This is a genomic window from Bradyrhizobium canariense (genome assembly GCF_019402665.1).
Classification (GTDB): domain Bacteria; phylum Pseudomonadota; class Alphaproteobacteria; order Rhizobiales; family Xanthobacteraceae; genus Bradyrhizobium; species Bradyrhizobium canariense.
Window position 1 is genome coordinate 212,661 of the sequence record NZ_VSST01000019.1, and the last position, 16,344, is coordinate 229,004.

Annotated in this window: 16 protein-coding genes; 9 read left to right on the plus strand and 7 right to left on the minus strand. The window is 63.2% G+C overall.

The genetic code is table 11. The features are described 5' to 3' along the window. Position 1: 1 nt before the first annotated feature. Positions 2 to 712, plus strand: coding sequence for a Crp/Fnr family transcriptional regulator (locus tag FXB41_RS10210; RefSeq protein ID WP_007596227.1), 711 nt, complete (start codon positions 2 to 4; stop codon positions 710 to 712). An 87-nt stretch (positions 713 to 799) separates the two neighbouring features. Here the strand turns inward: FXB41_RS10210 and FXB41_RS10215 are convergent, their stop codons facing one another. After that, entirely contained in the window at positions 800 to 997 is a 198-nt protein-coding gene (locus FXB41_RS10215) for a DUF1858 domain-containing protein (protein ID WP_007596228.1), read from the minus strand. Between the two features lie 180 nt (positions 998 to 1,177). Continuing rightward, positions 1,178 to 2,530 (minus strand): oxygen-independent coproporphyrinogen III oxidase, encoded by a 1,353-nt coding sequence (gene hemN, locus FXB41_RS10220; protein ID WP_219681677.1) that lies wholly within the window; start codon positions 2,528 to 2,530, stop codon positions 1,178 to 1,180. Positions 2,531 to 2,689: 159 nt separating this feature from the next. Here hemN and FXB41_RS10225 point away from each other — a divergent pair, with 159 nt between their 5' ends. The 3 genes from FXB41_RS10225 to FXB41_RS10235 all read left to right on the plus strand — a co-directional run bounded on the left by FXB41_RS10225 (position 2,690) and on the right by FXB41_RS10235 (position 5,157). After that, positions 2,690 to 2,896 (plus strand): hypothetical protein, encoded by a 207-nt coding sequence (locus tag FXB41_RS10225; RefSeq protein WP_219681678.1) that lies wholly within the window; start codon positions 2,690 to 2,692, stop codon positions 2,894 to 2,896. Positions 2,897 to 3,132: 236 nt separating this feature from the next. Beyond that, positions 3,133 to 4,230, plus strand: a complete 1,098-nt coding sequence (gene nirK, locus FXB41_RS10230) for a copper-containing nitrite reductase (protein ID WP_219681679.1) — start codon at positions 3,133 to 3,135, stop codon at positions 4,228 to 4,230. Positions 4,231 to 4,281: 51 nt separating this feature from the next. After that, entirely contained in the window at positions 4,282 to 5,157 is an 876-nt protein-coding gene (locus FXB41_RS10235) for an SUMF1/EgtB/PvdO family nonheme iron enzyme (protein ID WP_219681680.1), read from the plus strand. 211 nt (positions 5,158 to 5,368) lie between these two features. Here FXB41_RS10235 and FXB41_RS10240 read toward each other — a convergent pair whose 3' ends face one another. Genes FXB41_RS10240 through FXB41_RS10250 form a run of 3 tightly spaced genes read right to left on the minus strand, consistent with a single transcriptional unit; the run spans position 5,369 to position 7,399 of the window. Further along, entirely contained in the window at positions 5,369 to 6,004 is a 636-nt protein-coding gene (locus tag FXB41_RS10240) for a GNAT family N-acetyltransferase (protein WP_219681681.1), read from the minus strand. A 21-nt stretch (positions 6,005 to 6,025) separates the two neighbouring features. Beyond that, positions 6,026 to 6,676: a CoA transferase subunit B gene (locus FXB41_RS10245; RefSeq protein WP_027570379.1), complete on the minus strand. Its 651-nt coding sequence runs from the start codon at positions 6,674 to 6,676 to the stop codon at positions 6,026 to 6,028. A 15-nt stretch (positions 6,677 to 6,691) separates the two neighbouring features. After that, positions 6,692 to 7,399 carry a CoA transferase subunit A gene (locus FXB41_RS10250; protein ID WP_007596238.1) on the minus strand — a complete coding sequence of 236 codons (708 nt, stop codon included), beginning with the start codon at positions 7,397 to 7,399 and terminating at the stop codon, positions 6,692 to 6,694. A 289-nt stretch (positions 7,400 to 7,688) separates the two neighbouring features. Between FXB41_RS10250 and FXB41_RS10255 the strand changes: the two genes are divergently transcribed. From FXB41_RS10255 to FXB41_RS10275, 5 genes are all read left to right on the plus strand, one after another. Next, on the plus strand, positions 7,689 to 9,617 hold the full coding sequence (locus tag FXB41_RS10255; protein ID WP_219681730.1) for an AsmA family protein: 1,929 nt from the start codon (positions 7,689 to 7,691) through the stop codon (positions 9,615 to 9,617). A gap of 109 nt (positions 9,618 to 9,726) precedes the next feature. Then, on the plus strand, positions 9,727 to 11,631 hold the full coding sequence (locus FXB41_RS10260) for a WG repeat-containing protein (RefSeq protein ID WP_219681682.1): 1,905 nt from the start codon (positions 9,727 to 9,729) through the stop codon (positions 11,629 to 11,631). Positions 11,632 to 11,816: 185 nt separating this feature from the next. Beyond that, positions 11,817 to 13,202 carry an ABC transporter substrate-binding protein gene (locus FXB41_RS10265; protein WP_007596242.1) on the plus strand — a complete coding sequence of 462 codons (1,386 nt, stop codon included), beginning with the start codon at positions 11,817 to 11,819 and terminating at the stop codon, positions 13,200 to 13,202. 94 nt (positions 13,203 to 13,296) lie between these two features. Continuing rightward, the gene (locus FXB41_RS10270) at positions 13,297 to 14,169 is read left to right on the plus strand and encodes a carbohydrate ABC transporter permease (RefSeq protein ID WP_007596244.1); all 873 of its coding nucleotides are present in this window, start codon (positions 13,297 to 13,299) and stop codon (positions 14,167 to 14,169) included. Next, positions 14,166 to 15,017, plus strand: coding sequence for a carbohydrate ABC transporter permease (locus tag FXB41_RS10275; RefSeq protein WP_007596245.1), 852 nt, complete (start codon positions 14,166 to 14,168; stop codon positions 15,015 to 15,017). Before FXB41_RS10270 ends, FXB41_RS10275 begins: the two co-directional genes overlap by 4 nt. On the opposite strand, the gene FXB41_RS10280 is transcribed toward FXB41_RS10275, so the two are convergent. Then, the gene (locus tag FXB41_RS10280) at positions 15,014 to 15,514 is read right to left on the minus strand and encodes a DUF6622 family protein (RefSeq protein ID WP_219681683.1); all 501 of its coding nucleotides are present in this window, start codon (positions 15,512 to 15,514) and stop codon (positions 15,014 to 15,016) included. The genes FXB41_RS10275 and FXB41_RS10280 overlap by 4 nt on opposite strands. A 13-nt stretch (positions 15,515 to 15,527) precedes the next feature. Beyond that, a complete protein-coding gene (locus FXB41_RS10285) occupies positions 15,528 to 16,340 on the minus strand; it encodes an ABC transporter permease (RefSeq protein ID WP_007596248.1) in 813 nt (270 codons plus the stop codon). Between the last annotated feature and the right edge of the window lie 4 nt (positions 16,341 to 16,344).

The window sequence follows — 16,344 nt, forward strand, 5'->3', positions numbered from 1 at the left end:
AATGGCCAAGGTCGACACATCGTTGGTTGCGCATTTGCCGCTGTTTGGGGGTGTCAAACCGGAGGACCTCGAGGAGATCCTGCGCGAGGCCCGCTCAGTGCGCTATCCCAAGAACAGCGCCATTTTCGAGCAGGGTGCGGACGCGCAATCCTTCTTCCTGCTGCTGCACGGCCATGTTCGCGCAGCCAAGACCACACCGAGCGGCGAGCAGATCGTGGTGCGCTACGTCTCGCCGGGCGAGACGTTCGGTCTCGCGATGGCGATCGGGGCCGCGCGCTATCCGGCCACGGCGATCGCGGTCGACGACAGCGTCGCCCTGATCTGGCCGACCTCGGCCTGGCCGCGACTGGTCGAGCGATTTCCCTCGCTTGCCGCCAACACGCTCCAAACCGTCGGCACGCGGCTGCAGGAGAGCCACACCCGAATCCTGGAAATGTCGACCCAGCAGGTCGAGCAGCGCGTCGCGCATGCGCTGCTGCGCCTCGCCAAACAATCCGGCAAGAAGCTCGACCACGGCATCGAGATCGATTTCCCGATCAGCCGCCAGGACATCGCGCAGATGACCGGCACCACGCTGCACACCGTGAGCCGCATCCTGAGCGGCTGGGAACAGCAGGGGCTGGTCGAGAGCGGCCGTCAGCGCATCATCCTGCGCGATCCGCATGGCATCGTCGTGCTGGCGGAGCGGAGCCCTGACAGCGGCGCGGCTTAAGGCCAGGGGTGAGCGTCGCTTCCGCTTACGGCGAAAGCGCCCCTCACCCGGGAATCCGCGCGCAGCCCGCGCGAATTCCAGATCGGTTCACGCCGGCACGCGGTCACACAGCGCGGCGAGGAATTTGTCGCGATCGATGCCATGCTCGCGGCAGGCGTCATCGACCGTGTGGAAGGTTGCGATCGGACAGCCCACGCAGGCCATCCTGAAGGCGAGAAACACGCGGATCGTGTGCGGCGCCGTGCGCATGATGTCATCGACCAGATCGTCGGATCCAAAAGGCATGGACAACAACTCCGTTCCGAAACCACGATAGCAGAGCGGGCGGCGGTTTCTTTGTTGGAGCGCAAGCTGCTTGTCATTCCGGAGCGCGCGAAGCGCGAGCCCGGAATCCATCGGGCAGCAGACCGAGAGGTGAAATGGATTCCGGGCTCGCACCAAGTGGCGCACCCCGGAATGACGGGACTACACCGCCCGGCTGTGCAACTGCTTCGCGGGATCCAGATGCGCGTCGAACGCGGCTGCGACGCTGCGCACGAGAAAGCGGGAGTCCTTGGCGACTGCGATGCGGGCGCCGTCGAGTTTCACGACGCCGTCGGAAATCAGCGGCTTCAGACGCGACGCCGATTTCAGCATTGCCCCGGCCTCTGCGCCATGACGCGCGCAGATATCGCCGAGATCGGCGCTGAACTCGCACATGATGCGTTCGATGATGTCGGCGCGCAGCCGGTCGTCGTCGGTGAGGCCATAGCCTTTCGCGGTGGCCAAATGGCCGACGGCGATGCTCTGCGCATAGGCGCCGATCTGCACCTCGTTCTGGACATAGCCCTGCGGCAAATGTCCGATCGCGCTCGCGCCGAAGCCGAGCAGAACTTCGCCCTGGTCGGTGGTGTAGCCCTGAAAATTGCGCCGCAGCGTGCGTTGCTCGAAGGCCACGGCCATGGAATCGCCGGGTCGCGCGAAATGATCGAGCCCGATCTGCACGTAGCCGGCCTCCTTCAACGCATTGGCGATCGCGCAGGCTTGGTCGTGGCGCGCAAGGCCGTCGGGCAGCACGGCCTCGTTGATCATGCGCTGGTGCTTCTTGAAAGCAGGCACATGCGCGTAGCCGAACACCGAGAAGCGGTCGGGCCCAAGCTCGAGCGAACGTCGCACCGTATCCAGGCACGAGGCAACGGTCTGGTGCGGCAGTCCGTAGATCAGATCGAAGTTGATCCCCTTGATGCCGGCGTGCTGGAGCATGTCGACCACGGAAGCCGTCTGCTCAAAACTCTGCACCCGGTTGATCGCGCGCTGCACGACAGGGTCGAAGCTCTGCACGCCCAGGCTCGCGCGATTGACGCCGGAGAGCCGCATCGCCTCGACCATGTCGGAAGTCAGCGTGCGGGGATCGATCTCGACTGCAATCTCGGCCGACGGCAGCACGAAGAACGATTGCCGCATCGCCGCCATCAACTCGGCAAAAGCCTCCGGCGCCATGATCGTCGGCGTGCCGCCGCCGAAATGGATGTGCTCGACCTTGATGCGCCGGCCGATCGTCTCGGACACCTGCGCGATCTCGCTGCGCAGCGTACGCAGATAGGCCGCGATGAGCCCGTCTCGACGAACGATCTGGGTATGGCAGCCGCAATACCAGCACATCTCGCGGCAGAACGGCACGTGCAGATAAAGCGACGCGCTGGCCGCCGCCGGGAGCTCCGCCAGCCAGCGGGCGTAGGCCCCCGCGCCGATCGCCGGCGAGAAATGCGGTGCGGTCGGGTAGCTCGTGTAGCGCGGCAATCGTTCTTCGCCGTAGCTCGCCGCAAGATCGGCCCTCATATCTTACCCATTCGTCAATCAATGCTGCGCAGCGGGGCGGCGCATCCCGGATGGCACGAAATTACCCGTTTTCGGGTGCGAAACCTTGCGCTCGCTCAAAGTCCGAGCACGGGATCGGAGCCATGGTGACATTTGATTATTGCCCTCTGGAGATAGGTTATGGCGTCGTTCGCGCTCGATCTCGTTCTGTGGCTCACCGGCGTTCGCGGCCATATCCCGCGCTTCGACGATTTTCGTCCCGTCCCCACGACGCCCACCGTTGGCGCCAGCCACCTGGTACGCGTAATGGTCATCACGGCCGCCGTCTTCGCCGCGCTGTCGCTCGCGGTTTGGGGCACGGTCTGGATTGCGATCCAGTTGCTCTAATCGACGACAATCCATTCGCAATAAACGCAGCTGAACATGCGAACGATTTGCGGCCGACGCGACTGACGTCGCGAGTCGTCACGTCTTTCGTATCGCCGATGCGATCTTCGACAAACTCCTAAGGATTTTACCGGAGGCGAATTCGGCAAAAGCTTGTCGCAGCGCAAACACACTTGCCGCGATCGGCGCACACTGCATTCCGTCATCAAAACCATTTCAGATGAAGGATGCTTCCGATGTTCACCCGCCGAGCCGCATTGATCAGCGCCGCCGCAACCGCCCTGATGCTGGCGACACCCGCCTTGGCTGCCGATGATCTCAAACTGCCGCGCCAGAAGGTCGAGCTGGTCGCTCCGCCCTTCGTGCATGCGCACGAGCAAGCGACCAAGCAGGGTCCCAAGATCGTGGAGTTCACGCTCACGATCGAGGAGAAGAAGGTCGTCATCGACGAGAAGGGCACCACGTTCCAAGCGATGACCTTTAACGGCTCGATGCCAGGTCCGATGATGGTCGTGCACGAGGGCGACTATGTCGAAACGACGCTGGTCAATCCCGCAACCAACTCCATGCCGCACAACATCGACTTCCATTCCGCGACGGGCGCGCTCGGCGGCGGTGCGCTCACGCTGGTCAATCCCGGCGAGCAGGTCGTCTTGCGCTGGAAGGCAACCAAAACCGGCGTGTTCGTCTACCATTGCGCACCGGGCGGCCCGATGATCCCCTGGCACGTCGTCTCCGGCATGAACGGCGCCGTGATGGTGCTGCCGCGTGACGGCCTCAACGACGGCAAGGGCCACGCACTGAAATACGACAAGATCTTCTATGTCGGCGAGCAGGACATGTACGTGCCGCGCGACGACAAGGGCAATTTCAAATCCTATGAATCGCCGGGCGAAGCCTTCACCGACACCGAAGAGGTGATGAAGAAGCTGATTCCCTCACATGTCGTGTTCAACGGCAAGGTCGGTGCGCTCACCGGCAAGAATGCGCTGACCGCCAATGTCGGCGAGAACGTGCTGATCGTGCATTCGCAGGCCAACCGCGACAGCCGTCCGCATCTGATCGGCGGCCATGGCGACTATGTCTGGGAAACCGGCAAGTTCTCCAATGCGCCGGAGACCGGGCTCGAGACCTGGTTCATCCGCGGCGGCTCGGCGGGAGCTGCGCTGTACAAGTTCATGCAGCCCGGCATCTACGCCTATGTCACGCATAATCTGATCGAGGCCGCCGACCTCGGCGCCACCGCGCACTTCAAGGTCGAAGGCAAGTGGAACGACGATCTGATGACGCAGGTGAAGGCGCCTGCGGATATCCCGGCGCCCAACACCAACTAGACGCGACGAGGGGCCGGTGATGACCGGCCCCTTCTTCCCTGGGGGACGACCATGCTGATCGCATTCAAGCTGAAACTGCTACTCGCCTGTGCCGCCGGGTTCGCGGGGCCGATCGCGGTGCCGCTGGTGTCGGACATCGGGACTCATGGCGCCGCGACGGAGCCCGCCATCGTCAGGGTCGCGCCAGGCGGCCTGTCCTATCGCGAGGCCGGCGATTTCACGCGTGCCGGGCAGCAGGCGGAAGCGCCGCTGCGCACGATGCGCTTCGAGAGGCCGATGCACATCATGCGGCATCAGGTCTCGTCATCCGACTATCAGATTTGCGTGCAGGACGCCGCTTGCCGCGCGCTTGATCGCGGCGTGGCCATCGCCTCCGATCGGCCTGCGGTGCAGGTGAGCTGGCACGATGCCGAGGCTTATGCGGGTTGGCTCTCGCGCAAGACCGGTCACAGTTACCGCCTGCCGAGCGACGTGGAATGGGCCTTTGCCGCGGGCTCGCGATTCAGGGACGACGGCCTTCCGGTGGACGCAACAGATCCATCGAAGCGCTGGATCGGCCGCTACGAGCGTGAATCCGAGCGTGACCTCTTCGACACGACAGCCTATCCGTTCGGCAGGTTCGGTTCGAACGAGCACGGCATCGAAGATCTCGCCGGCAATGTCTGGGAGTGGACCTCGACCTGCTTCGTGCGCTCGCGCACCGACGCGGCCGGCAATACCGGCAAACCGACCGTGAACTGCGGCGTGCGCGTCGCCGAAGGCGCGCACCGCGCCTATGTCACCGATTTCATCCGCGACGCCCGCGCGGGCGGCTGCGCACAGGGCGTCCCTCCCGCCAATCTCGGCTTCCGCCTGGTTCGAGAGGAAACGTCCTGGGTCGCAAGCGTGTCGGCGCGGTGGAGCAAGACGTGGGCAGCGAGGTCGTAGCGGATCTAAACGCGAGGAAAGATCGACGCCGGCGCCTCATATTCAGTCATTGCGAGCGCAGCGACTTGTCCGCCGAAGCCTGGGCGAAGGCGGAAGCAATCCAGAATCTTTCTGCGGAGACAGTCTGGATTGCTTCGTCGCAAGAGCTCCTCGCAATGACGAAATTGCGGCGCGCGCCCGGCGCTCAACCGTCACTACACGCGCGGCGTGCTCAGATCGCCCGCACGAACATGCGAAAGCCCGGCGCACCGATGATCGCCTCGAAGGCAGGATCGCGCTTCTCCTCGGCAAGGACGAAGCCGGCCTTGGCATAAGCGCGCTCGGCGGGCTCGTTGCCGATCAGGAACGATATCGTCACCCGGGCAAATCCAGCTGCCCGCCCCTTCTCCAGCGCATGCGCGATCAGTGACTGCACCAGGCCGCGGCCGCGATAGGCGGGATCAGTCGCGACATACTCGATCATCCAATCGCCCTCGCCGCCCTGAACCCAGCAGGCGCGCGTGTAGCCGGCGCGTTGACGAATGGCCTCCAGCTCTGCCGGGGCGAGCCCGGACGCGGCTGCGACTTCTTCGATCGCACGCCAAGCCGCTGGTCCCGTGCCGGCCGCCGGTAGCGCACACAAGGCGGCAGCAGGCTTGCCATCGATCTCGGCGACCAGAAATTGCGAGACGTGCCACATCGACACTGCGCGGGCGACTGCGATGCGCGCGATGAAAGCGCGGCACTGTGTTTCAGGCCAACCGAGCGCAACGTCGAACCAGCCGCGCGGCCGGTAGCCGCGCTGCGATGACAGGATGGTTTGTGCGATGAAATCGGCGTCTTCGGGACGCGCAGACCGTATCGTCATGCGCGCCCCTTCGCGAAAACCTTACGTGTTCTTCAGCGCGACGCGGAATTCGGCTTCGGTCTTGGCCTTGACCTCGTCGAGCGAGACGCCGTCGGCGAGCTCGATCAGCGCCATGCCGCCGTTGCCGTGCTTGTCGATGGTGAAGACGGCCAGGTCGGTCACGACCATGTCGACCACGCGCTCGCCGGTCAGCGGCAAATTGCACTGCTTCAGGAGCTTTGGACCGTCCTTGGCCGAATGCTCCATCACCACGACCACGCGCTTGACGCCGGCAACGAGATCCATCGCGCCGCCCATGCCCTTGACCATCTTGCCGGGGATCATCCAGTTGGCGAGATCGCCGTTCTGGGCCACCTGCATGGCGCCGAGGATCGACAGATCCATGTGGCCGCCACGGATCATCCCGAAGGAATCCGCGCTCGAGAAATACGAGGTCGACGGCAGCTCGCTGACGGTCTGCTTGCCGGCGTTGATGAGATCGGCGTCCTCTTCACCCTCATAGGGGAACGGGCCCATGCCGAGCATGCCGTTCTCGCTCTGAAGGCTGACGTCCATGCCGTCGGGGATGTAATTCGAGACCAGCGTCGGGATGCCGATGCCGAGATTGACGTAATAGCCGTCACGCAGTTCCTTCGCGGCGCGCGCAGCCATCTGTTCACGGGTCCAGGCCATCTTAGTCTCCTGATCTCAAGCTGCCGTGCGCGGGCGGGTGTTGCGGAATTCGATGCGCTTCTTGGCCGTTCCGACCTCGACGATGCGTTTGACGAAAAGACCGGGTGTGTGGATGTGGTCGGGATCGAGTTCGCCGGCCGGAACCAGATGCTCGACCTCGGCCACCGTGACCTTGGCGGCCGTCGCCATCATCGGGTTAAAGTTGCGCGCGGTCTTGCGGTAGATGAGGTTACCTGCGGTGTCGCCCTTCCAGGCGTGGACGATGGCGAGGTCGGCGAACAGGCCGCGCTCCATCAGGTATTTCTGCCCGTCGAATTCCTTCACTTCCTTGCCTTCGGCGATCAGCGTGCCGACGCCGGTCTTGGTGTAGAAGGCCGGAATGCCGGCACCACCGGCGCGGATGCGCTCGGCCAGCGTGCCCTGCGGATTGAATTCGAGTTCCAGCTCGCCGGCGAGGAATTGCTGGGCGAACAGCTTGTTCTCGCCGACATAGGACGAGATCATTTTCTTGATCTGACGGGTTTCGAGCAGGCGGCTGAGGCCAATGCCGTCGACGCCGGCATTGTTTGAGACCACCGTCAGGTCCTTGACGCCGGAGTCGCGGATCGCGTCCGACAGCGTCTCGGCGATGCCGCAAAGGCCGAAGCCGCCCGACATGATCATCATGCCGTCTTTCAGAACACCCTCGAGAGCCGACTTGGCGTCGGGATAGACCTTGTTCATGCAAATTACCTTCGAGTGAACCTTCGGCTTGCAGGCGTCGCGCCTTAGTGGCGGCGATTATTAGGCGAAATCGTCCGAAGCCGTCAATGATACGGGGTTCTCCGCTCCACCCCTGGGTGATAGAAGCTGCCCAAGCCGTGGGCGCAACCGTTCCCGCGGCCTTGAAAGCGACAAGAAAACCCATCAAGTTGCGGCACTTAACACAATAGGTCTTGGGCGTGGGGCGCGCAGGTTTCCCGGCCCGCCTTCAGGCTCCAGCGACCAACTCGATCAGGACATGCCATTGACCATGGCCCAAGGAATGAAGCGCCTCGGGACGCCGATCGCGGCGCTGCTCGGCGTGGCGCTGATCGCCCTGATCGCGACCTCATGGCTCATCAACCGCGACGCGCTGCGCAAGGCGGTGGAAACGCAGATCCGCGACGTCACCGGGCTCGAGGTCAATGTCGCGGGCGCGATCGACATTTCGGTGCTGCCGGCAAGCTACATCTCCTTCCATGACGTCGGCCTGAAGGGCGGCGGCACCAGCGATCCCGCGCTCCATGTCGACGTGCTCACCGCGAACCTGCGGCTGCTGCCGCTGCTGCTGCAACGGTTCGAGATCGCCGACCTGACGCTGCTGCGGCCGCGCATCCATGTCAGCCTGAAGCCGGACGGCGAAAGCAACTGGACGCCGTTCATCCAGACCATCGCGCGCACCATGAAGCCCGGCGCCGAGAATCAAGTGTCGTTCTCCGAGATCCGGATCCAGGACGGCGTGCTCGATTACGAGGACGCCGCCATGCACGGCACCGAGAAGTTCGAGGACATCGACCTCTCGCTGGCCTGGCCCTCGATCTCGCGCTCCTTCGCTGCGACCGGACAATTCGACTGGCGCGGCGAACGGGTCGACGGCTCGATCAGCTTTGCCGATTTCGTCGCCGCGCTCTCCGGCGAGCGCTCGGGATTGAAGGCGCGGATCGCGAGCGCACCGCTCAAGCTCGCCTTCGACGGCAGCGTCGCCAACCGCACCAGCCCGATGATGGAGGGCACGCTCACCATCGACAGCCCGTCCTTGCGCAACGCGCTACGCTGGACCGGCCAGCCGCAGCCCGCCAGCGGCGGCTTCGGCCGCTTCGCGTTGAAGGCGCGGGCCAATGTCGTCGGCGCGTCGATCGCGCTCACCAATGTCAATGTCGAACTCGACGGCAACACCGCCGAGGGCGTGATGACCTACGCCAATAACGGCCGGCAGACGCTGCAGGCGACGCTCGCAGCCGACGCGCTCGACTTCACACCCTATATCTCGACCTTCCGCCTGCTCGCGAGCGGCGCGCGCGACTGGAACAGGCAGCTGTTCGATCTCAACGCCTTGTCGACCACCGACCTCGACATGCGCCTGTCGGCCGCCAAGCTGACGGTCGGGGCGTCGAAACTCGGCCGCACCGCGATCGGCGCGAATCTGCGCAACGGCACGCTGGCGCTCTCGGTCGGCGAGGCCCAGGTCTATGGCGGCATCGCCAAGGGCTCGTTCGGCATCGCGCGCTCCGACACCGTGGCCGACATCAAGGCGCAATTCCAGTTCACCGACGTCGACCTTCAGGCCTGCGCCTCCGAGCTGTTCGGTATCAACAAGCTGTCCGGGCGCGGCAACATCAACGTCTCGCTCGTCGCGTCCGGCTCGAGCCCGTTCGGCCTCGTACAGTCGCTCGACGGCAGCGCCACCGTGACCGGGCATGATGGCGCGATCGCGGGCTTCAATGCCGAGCAGCTCCTGAAGCGGCTCGAGCGGCGGCCGCTGTCCGGCGGCGGCAATTTCCGCAACGGCTCGACCCCTTACGACAATCTCACCATCGCGGTGAAGTTCTCCGACGGCGTCGCCACCGCCGAGGACATCCGCGTCGAAGGACCGGCGGCGAAGATCACGATGACCGGTACCGCCTCGGTGCCGACACGCGAATACGACATGAAGGGCGTGGCCAGCCTCAACAGCGCGTCGGGGTTCGAATTGCCCTTCGTGGTGCAGGGCCCCTGGGACGACCCCCTCGTCTTCCCCGATCCGGAAAGCCTGATCCGCCGCTCGCCGGCCTCTGCGCCCCTGCTCGACATGCTGAAAGACCGCAAGCCGGGCGACGCGGTGCGCTCCGCGATCGAGCGCATCACCGGCACCGGAAAACGTCCCGCACCCGCCGAAGCGCCGACAGCGGAGAACGCCAAGGAAGGCGCGAAGTCGAACTAGTCCTGAGCGGATCGCGGACGCGGAACGCCTCCGCCAACGCATAAGAGCCGTCCGTATTTCGCCACGATGGTCTCATACCTGAGGTTGAAGCAGGAGGAGACATCGCCCAATGGGAAGCTTTGGAAGATGCCGGGTGGCCGCCGTTATTGCGGCACTCGCGCTGGTCACCGTCGCGAGCGCCTCGCATGCGCAAGACGTTTCACGACCGGAGTCTGTTGATCGCCCCTCCGCTCTTCTCCTTCCTGCCGGGAAGGTCATTTTCGACGCCGCGGTGGCTCGTGCGAACAGGGGCACAAACGGCTTCGGCCTGCCCCCTTCGTTCCCACTGCCCTCGTGCGGATTTCCTGATGGGCTTTGCGGCGCGGTGAACCGCGACGGCACGCTTGCTGTGCCGGCCGAATACGATTGGGTCGATACCTTCCATGAAGGGCGCGCGCTGGTGCGATCGAATGGTCGCTATGGCTATGTCGACACAAGCGGTCATGCGATCGCAAAGCCGCAATATCCGATTGCAGATCGCTTCTCGCACGGATTTGCGCAGATCGACGTCGGCGGCCGATCCGGTCTGATCGACCTCGACGGCAACACCGCGCTCGAGCCGAAGTTTGGCTACGTCATTCCCTTCACCGAGAAGGTCTTCTTTGCCACCGAGGGCCGGACCACGTCAGGAGGCATCGCGGGCACGGAGCAGTTCAGCCATGGGATTTTCGAGTTCGTCGGCGCGATCGCCGACAGCAGAGCGGTCACTGCGACAGGCAAATGGGGCCTCGTGGACCGCTCCGGCGCCTGGCTTGTTCCGCCGTCTCTCAACGCGATCCTGCCTTTTGACACCGAAGGCACGGCGCTCATGCTGGCGAGGGTCGATTCAGGATGGGGTGTGATACGTCCCGACGGAAGCTGGGAGATCGAACCAAAATTCCAGCAGCTTGGTTCGTTTGTTGATGGGATGGCCCCCGCAAAGGTCGATGACCATTGGGGTTTCATTGATCGCGCGGGACGCCTCAAGATCGAGCCGAAATTCGAGAACGTCCATCAATTTGTACACGGCGCGAAATTTACCCCAGCCCGCCTGAACGGCCGATGGGGCCTGGTAGATCGCACCGGCGAATGGGTCGTCCAGCCCCAATACGAAAACATATCTCTGAAGGGGACTGCGCCATGGTCGTGGGACATTCAGAACGAGAAGAAGCATGGCTATCTCGATGAAAACGCCAAGGTCATTGTCCCGCCCCTATTCGATTTTTGCGCCAATGGACGCATTGTCGGGGAGATCGACAGGCAGCCGCGAATTCTTGATGAGAATGGCAAGTCGATCGAGCCGCAGGAGGGTGAGCTATCGAGGCCGGTGACCTGCGACGGACCTTATATCCTCAAGATCAGCGGTAAATTTGCCTATGCGGCAGCCGATCTCATGCCGATGACGGCACAGCGGTTTGACCGTGCCGGCCCTTTCGTCGGCTCTCTTGCTGTCGCCGGTTTTGGGGACAAATTCGGATTGTTGAGAACTGACATCACCTGGGCCATAGAACCCACGCTCGATGCGATCTCTCCAGGCTTGCCGAATGGTTCGGTTCTAGCGCGGCTGGACGACAGGAACGGCATCATCGATGCCTCGACCGGTGCATGGATCACCAAGCAGCCTTTCGAACGCATCTGCCACATCAGGCCTGATATGGCCATGGCATTCGAGGGGGGTAAACGCGGCATCCTTGATGCCCATGGCTCCTGGCTAATCAAACCGCGAGAGGGACGGATGGGCATTCGCCTCGAGGATGGCCTGGTCCCGGCCCAATCGGGCGGGCATTGGGGCTTCATGGATGTGGAAGGAAAAATGGTGATCGAGGCGAGATTCGATGCACCGACGTTTTTTGATCGTGGCATCAACTGGACCAGTACCGACGCCTCTTGGTGTCCGATCGATCGCAGGGGACAGCCGATCGAAGGCCTTCAATGCCAGCCGTCGGACCCGCTAAAGAGACAGTTTGGCGTATTTGCATGTCAGCTCGGGCCCTGAGACCTCACGCGAATTGATCAGGGCGAATTGATGCGGCGATTGGATCGATGCCGCACATTAAGCATCTCCTCTCGCCCGACACCCCACGACCTATGTCTGACAAGAAGCCGCTAGATCGGATAGCGGCCATGCGCTAGTGTTTTATACGACCGGTTAAAAACACCGGCCGTTTGAGGGAGAAAAACGTGAAATCCAAGGTTATTGGCGCAGTATCACTGGCGGTCGCTGCGGCCGGGCTGCTTGCAGCCGCTGCACCCGCATTTGCGCAGCAGAAGACGATTACGGTCTGGTGGGGCAAGGGCTTCTACCGCTCCGAAGACGACGCGCTGCTCGAGACGATCAAGAAGTTCGAAGCCAAGACCGGAATCAAGGTCGAATTGTCGCAGTACGCGATCCAGGACATGATTCCGAAGACGGTCGCCGCGCTCGATGCCGGCACCGTGCCCGACGTCGCCTATTCCGACTCTTATGACGTGCAGGCCCAGGGCAAGTGGGCCTACGAGGGCAAGCTCGAGGATCTCACCGACGTCATGGAGCCGATCAAGGGCCGGTTCGTGCAGAACACGCTGGACGCCTCGATCCTCTATAACGACGTCACCAAGAAGAAGGCCTATTACGGCTTCCCGCTGAAGCAGCAGAGCATGCACGTCCAGATCTGGAACGACATGCTGGAGAAGGCCGGCTTCAAGCAGAGCGACATTCCGACCGACTGGGCGGGGTACTGGACGTTCTGGTGCGACAAGGTGCAACCGGGAATCCGCAAAGCCACTGGCCAGCGCATCTACGCCGTCGGCCAGCCGATGGGCGTAGAATCCACCGACGCCTTCCAGTCGTTCTACACCTTCATGGATGCCTACCACGTCAAGCTGGTCGACGACGACGGCAAGCTCACGGTCGACGATCCCACGGTCCGCGAGAACCTGATCAAGGCCATGAAGGACTACACCGACACTTATATCAAGGGCTGCACGCCACCGTCCTCCACGACCTGGAAGGATCCGGACAACAACGTCGCGTTCCACAACAAGACCATCGTGATGACCCACAACTTCACGATCTCGATCGCGGCTAAGTGGTATGAGGACTCGCAGAACCAGGCGCTCACGCAAGAGCAGCGCGACGCCGGCAAGAAGGCTTATGAGCAGGACATCATCACGGCGTCCTTCCCCAAGGCGCCGGATGGGTCGACCATCCGCTACCGCTCCGACGTCAAGACCGGGCTGGTCTTCAGCGTTGCCAAGAACAAGGCCGAGGCCAAGCAGTTCATCAGCTTCCTGCTCCAGGAAGAGAACGTTCGCCCCTATATCGAGGGCGCGCTCGGCCGCTGGTTCCCGGTGACGAAGGAAAGCCAGGCCAGCCCGTTCTGGCAGGCTGACAAGCACCGCAAGGCGGTGTACGCCCAGTTCACGGGCGGCACCGCGCCGTTCGATTTCACCAAGAACTGGAAGTTCACGATTCTCAACAACGAGAACGTGTGGGCCAAGGCGATGAACCGGGTGGTGAGCGAGAAGGTTCCGGTCGACAAGGCCGTCGACGAACTGATCGCCCGCATCAAGCAGGTCGCGGGTTAAGTCATCATCCCCTCGCCCCGCCCAGCGGGTGAAGGTATAAGAACAGTACCGGCCGCGTTTCGCGGCCGGCAACTCTTTGAAGAGTCCAAAAAGAATGGCGATTACGCTCTCTGGTGATCAGTCGATCCCCGCACCGCCCTTGTCGTCGCGGCTGACCCCGACGCAAATCTGGGGCATCGTGCTGCTCGCACCCTATTTGCTCGTTTTCCTTGCCTTCGTCGTCTACCCCGTCTGTTACGGGCTATGGCTGGCGCGGGCCCCGTCGAATTATGTCGCGCTCTATAACGACCCGATCTTCGCGCGCGCCGCCGTCAACACGCTGATCTTCCTGGTCATCGGCATCAACATCAAGATGCTGATCGCGCTGTTTTTGTCCGGCTTTTTCGCGCAGCAGCGCACCTGGATCAAATGGCTCTCGGTGGTCTTCATCCTGCCCTGGGCAGTGCCGTCGATCCCGACCATCCTGTCGGTGCGCTTCATGTTCAACCCCGAATGGGGCATGGTCAACCACCTCATCTTCAACCTGACCGGTGATGACGGCCCGAACTGGCTGAACGACCCAACCGTGGCGCTGACGATGGCGATCGGCGTCCACATCTGGAAATCGCTGCCGTTCTGGACGCTGATCCTGATGACCGGACGGCTTGCGATCGCGCAAGATCTGTTCGAGGCCGCCGAGGTCGACGGCGCCAGCTGGTGGCAGAAATTCCGTTACATCACCTGGCCGTCGCTGCAGATGCTCTACATCACCTGCACGCTGCTCTCGATGATCTGGACGCTCGGCGACTTCAACAGCGTCTATCTGCTCACCGGCGGCGGCCCGGCCGACCTCACGCACGTGTTGTCGACACTCGGCATCCGCTATCTCCGGCTCGACCAGCTCTCGCTCGCGATGGCCTCCATCGTCTGCGCGATACCGTTCGTCCTGCCGCTGATGTACTTCATGATGAAACGGTTGTCGCGATGAAGCTTCCCTCTCTCCGTGACGTCGCGACCGAGGCGCGGCTGCTCCTGATCGGCATTCCCGTCCTGCTCTGGACGATGATACCGATCTATCACATGTTCCTGTTCGCGATCTCGCCGAAGGAGGACGCGTTCTCGGGCAAGCTGTGGCCGGATCATCCGACGCTGCACAACTTCGAAATCGTGTTCAAGCAGCAGCATTACTTCCTGCGGGACTTCTACGTGCAGTTCTGGAATTCGCTGGTGATCGCGGCAGCCGTCGGCGTGCTCACGCTCGTCATCGCAACCGCGGCTGCGTTCTCGATCTCGCGGTTGCGCGTGCCCGGCGGGCGCATCGTGATGAACCTCGCGCTGTTCACCTATTTCATCCCGGCAGCGTTCCTCGCGGTGCCGATGTATCGCACCATGGGCAATTACGGCCTGCTCAACAATCATTGGTCGCTGATCCTGGCCATGGTGACGATCGCGAGCCCTTATGCGATCTGGGTGCTCAAGCAGGCCTCCGACAAGCTGCCGGTCGAGCTGGACGAGGCCGCGGTGATGGACGGCGCGACGACTCTCCAGATCTTCCGCCTGGTCTACTTGCCGCTGATGATGCCCTCGCTGGTCGCGATCGGCACCTATGCGGTGCTGCTCGCTTGGAACGAATATCTCTACGCGTTCCTGCTGCTCTCAAACGATCGCGAGATCACCCTCCCTGTCGCGCTCGGCAACTTCCTCGCCGCCGACGACTCGCCGTGGGAGCTGTTGATGACGACCGGCTTCATCTACGCGCTGCCGCCGGCCGCCATCTACTACGCCTTCCGCCGCTACATGGTGGGCGGGCTCACGGCGGGTGCGGTGAAGTCCTAAACATCGGCCGCGCGCTTGCTGCGATATGCGATCAGAAGCGCGACCGTCGAGCCGATGAAATAGCCGGCGGTCGCGCCCGAAATGGCGCGGCCGGCGATGAAGGCCACCGCGCGATCGCCCGCATCGATCGCCGAGATCACGCCAACCGTGTACTGCAGAGAGAACACGACGAGGTTGCGGACCAGCGCAAACGCGCTGCCGGGACGAATGATCTCCCCGGTCGTGTGATCGACATCGAACGGACGCGGCGTCAGGACGCCGAGCGGCAGTAGCGCCAGTGCCGCCGCGATCCAGGCGATCAGCGGCCATGTGCCGTCCTGATGTCCAAAGCCGATCCGTGAGACGCCCCAGACGATGAACACGGCCGGCACGATCAGCGCGCGCCAGATCGGCGTCCTGCGCGGCTGCATCGCCTTGATGCCCTGCCAGACCAGATAGGCGAACAAGGGCCAGACCCGGAGCGGCGTATGGACGAGGACCTGGTAGGTGAATATCACAATGCCTCCCCTCTCAAAGCGGCGCCGCGCTTTCGCCCTGCGAGCTCGACAATTTCGAGGCGAGCGAGGCGATCACGATGACGACCGCGATCAAGGCGATCACCAGCGTGCAGATCGCGTTGATCTCGGGCTTCACGCCCAGCCGTACCTCTGAATAGATCCGGATCGGCAGCGTCGCGGAGCCCGGGCCGGTGGTGAAGCTCGCGATCACGAGATCGTCCAGCGACAGCGTGAAGGCGAGCATCCAGCCCGCGACGATCGCGGGCGCAATCAGCGGCAGCGTCACGGCCACGAACGCCCGCACGGGGTCGCAGCCGAGGTCCATCGCGGCCTCTTCCAAGGAGCGGTCGAGCGAGCCGAGGCGGGACTGCACGACGACGGCGACGAAGCACATCGTCAGGGTGGTGTGGGCGATCGTCACCGTCCAGAAGCCGCGCTCGGCGTTCAGCGCCACGAACAGCAGCAGCAGCGACAATCCGGTGATCACCTCCGGCATCACCAGCGGCGCATAGAGCATGCCGGAGAACAGGGTGCGGCCGCGAAACCGCTCGCCGCGCGACAGCGCGACGGCGGCGAGCGTGCCGATCAGGGTCGCAATGGTCGCCGACGAAACCGCGACGCGCAGGCTCATCCAGGCCGCCTCGATCATGGCGCGGTCATTGAAGAACTCGTGATACCAGCGCAGCGACCAGCCACCCCACACCGTCACCAGCCGCGAGGCGTTGAAGGAATAGATCACGAGGATCAGGATCGGCAGATAGAGGAAAGCCAGACCCAGCGCGAGCGAGACGACGTTGAAGCGGGACAGGCGGGAGACCTTGCGCATCGCC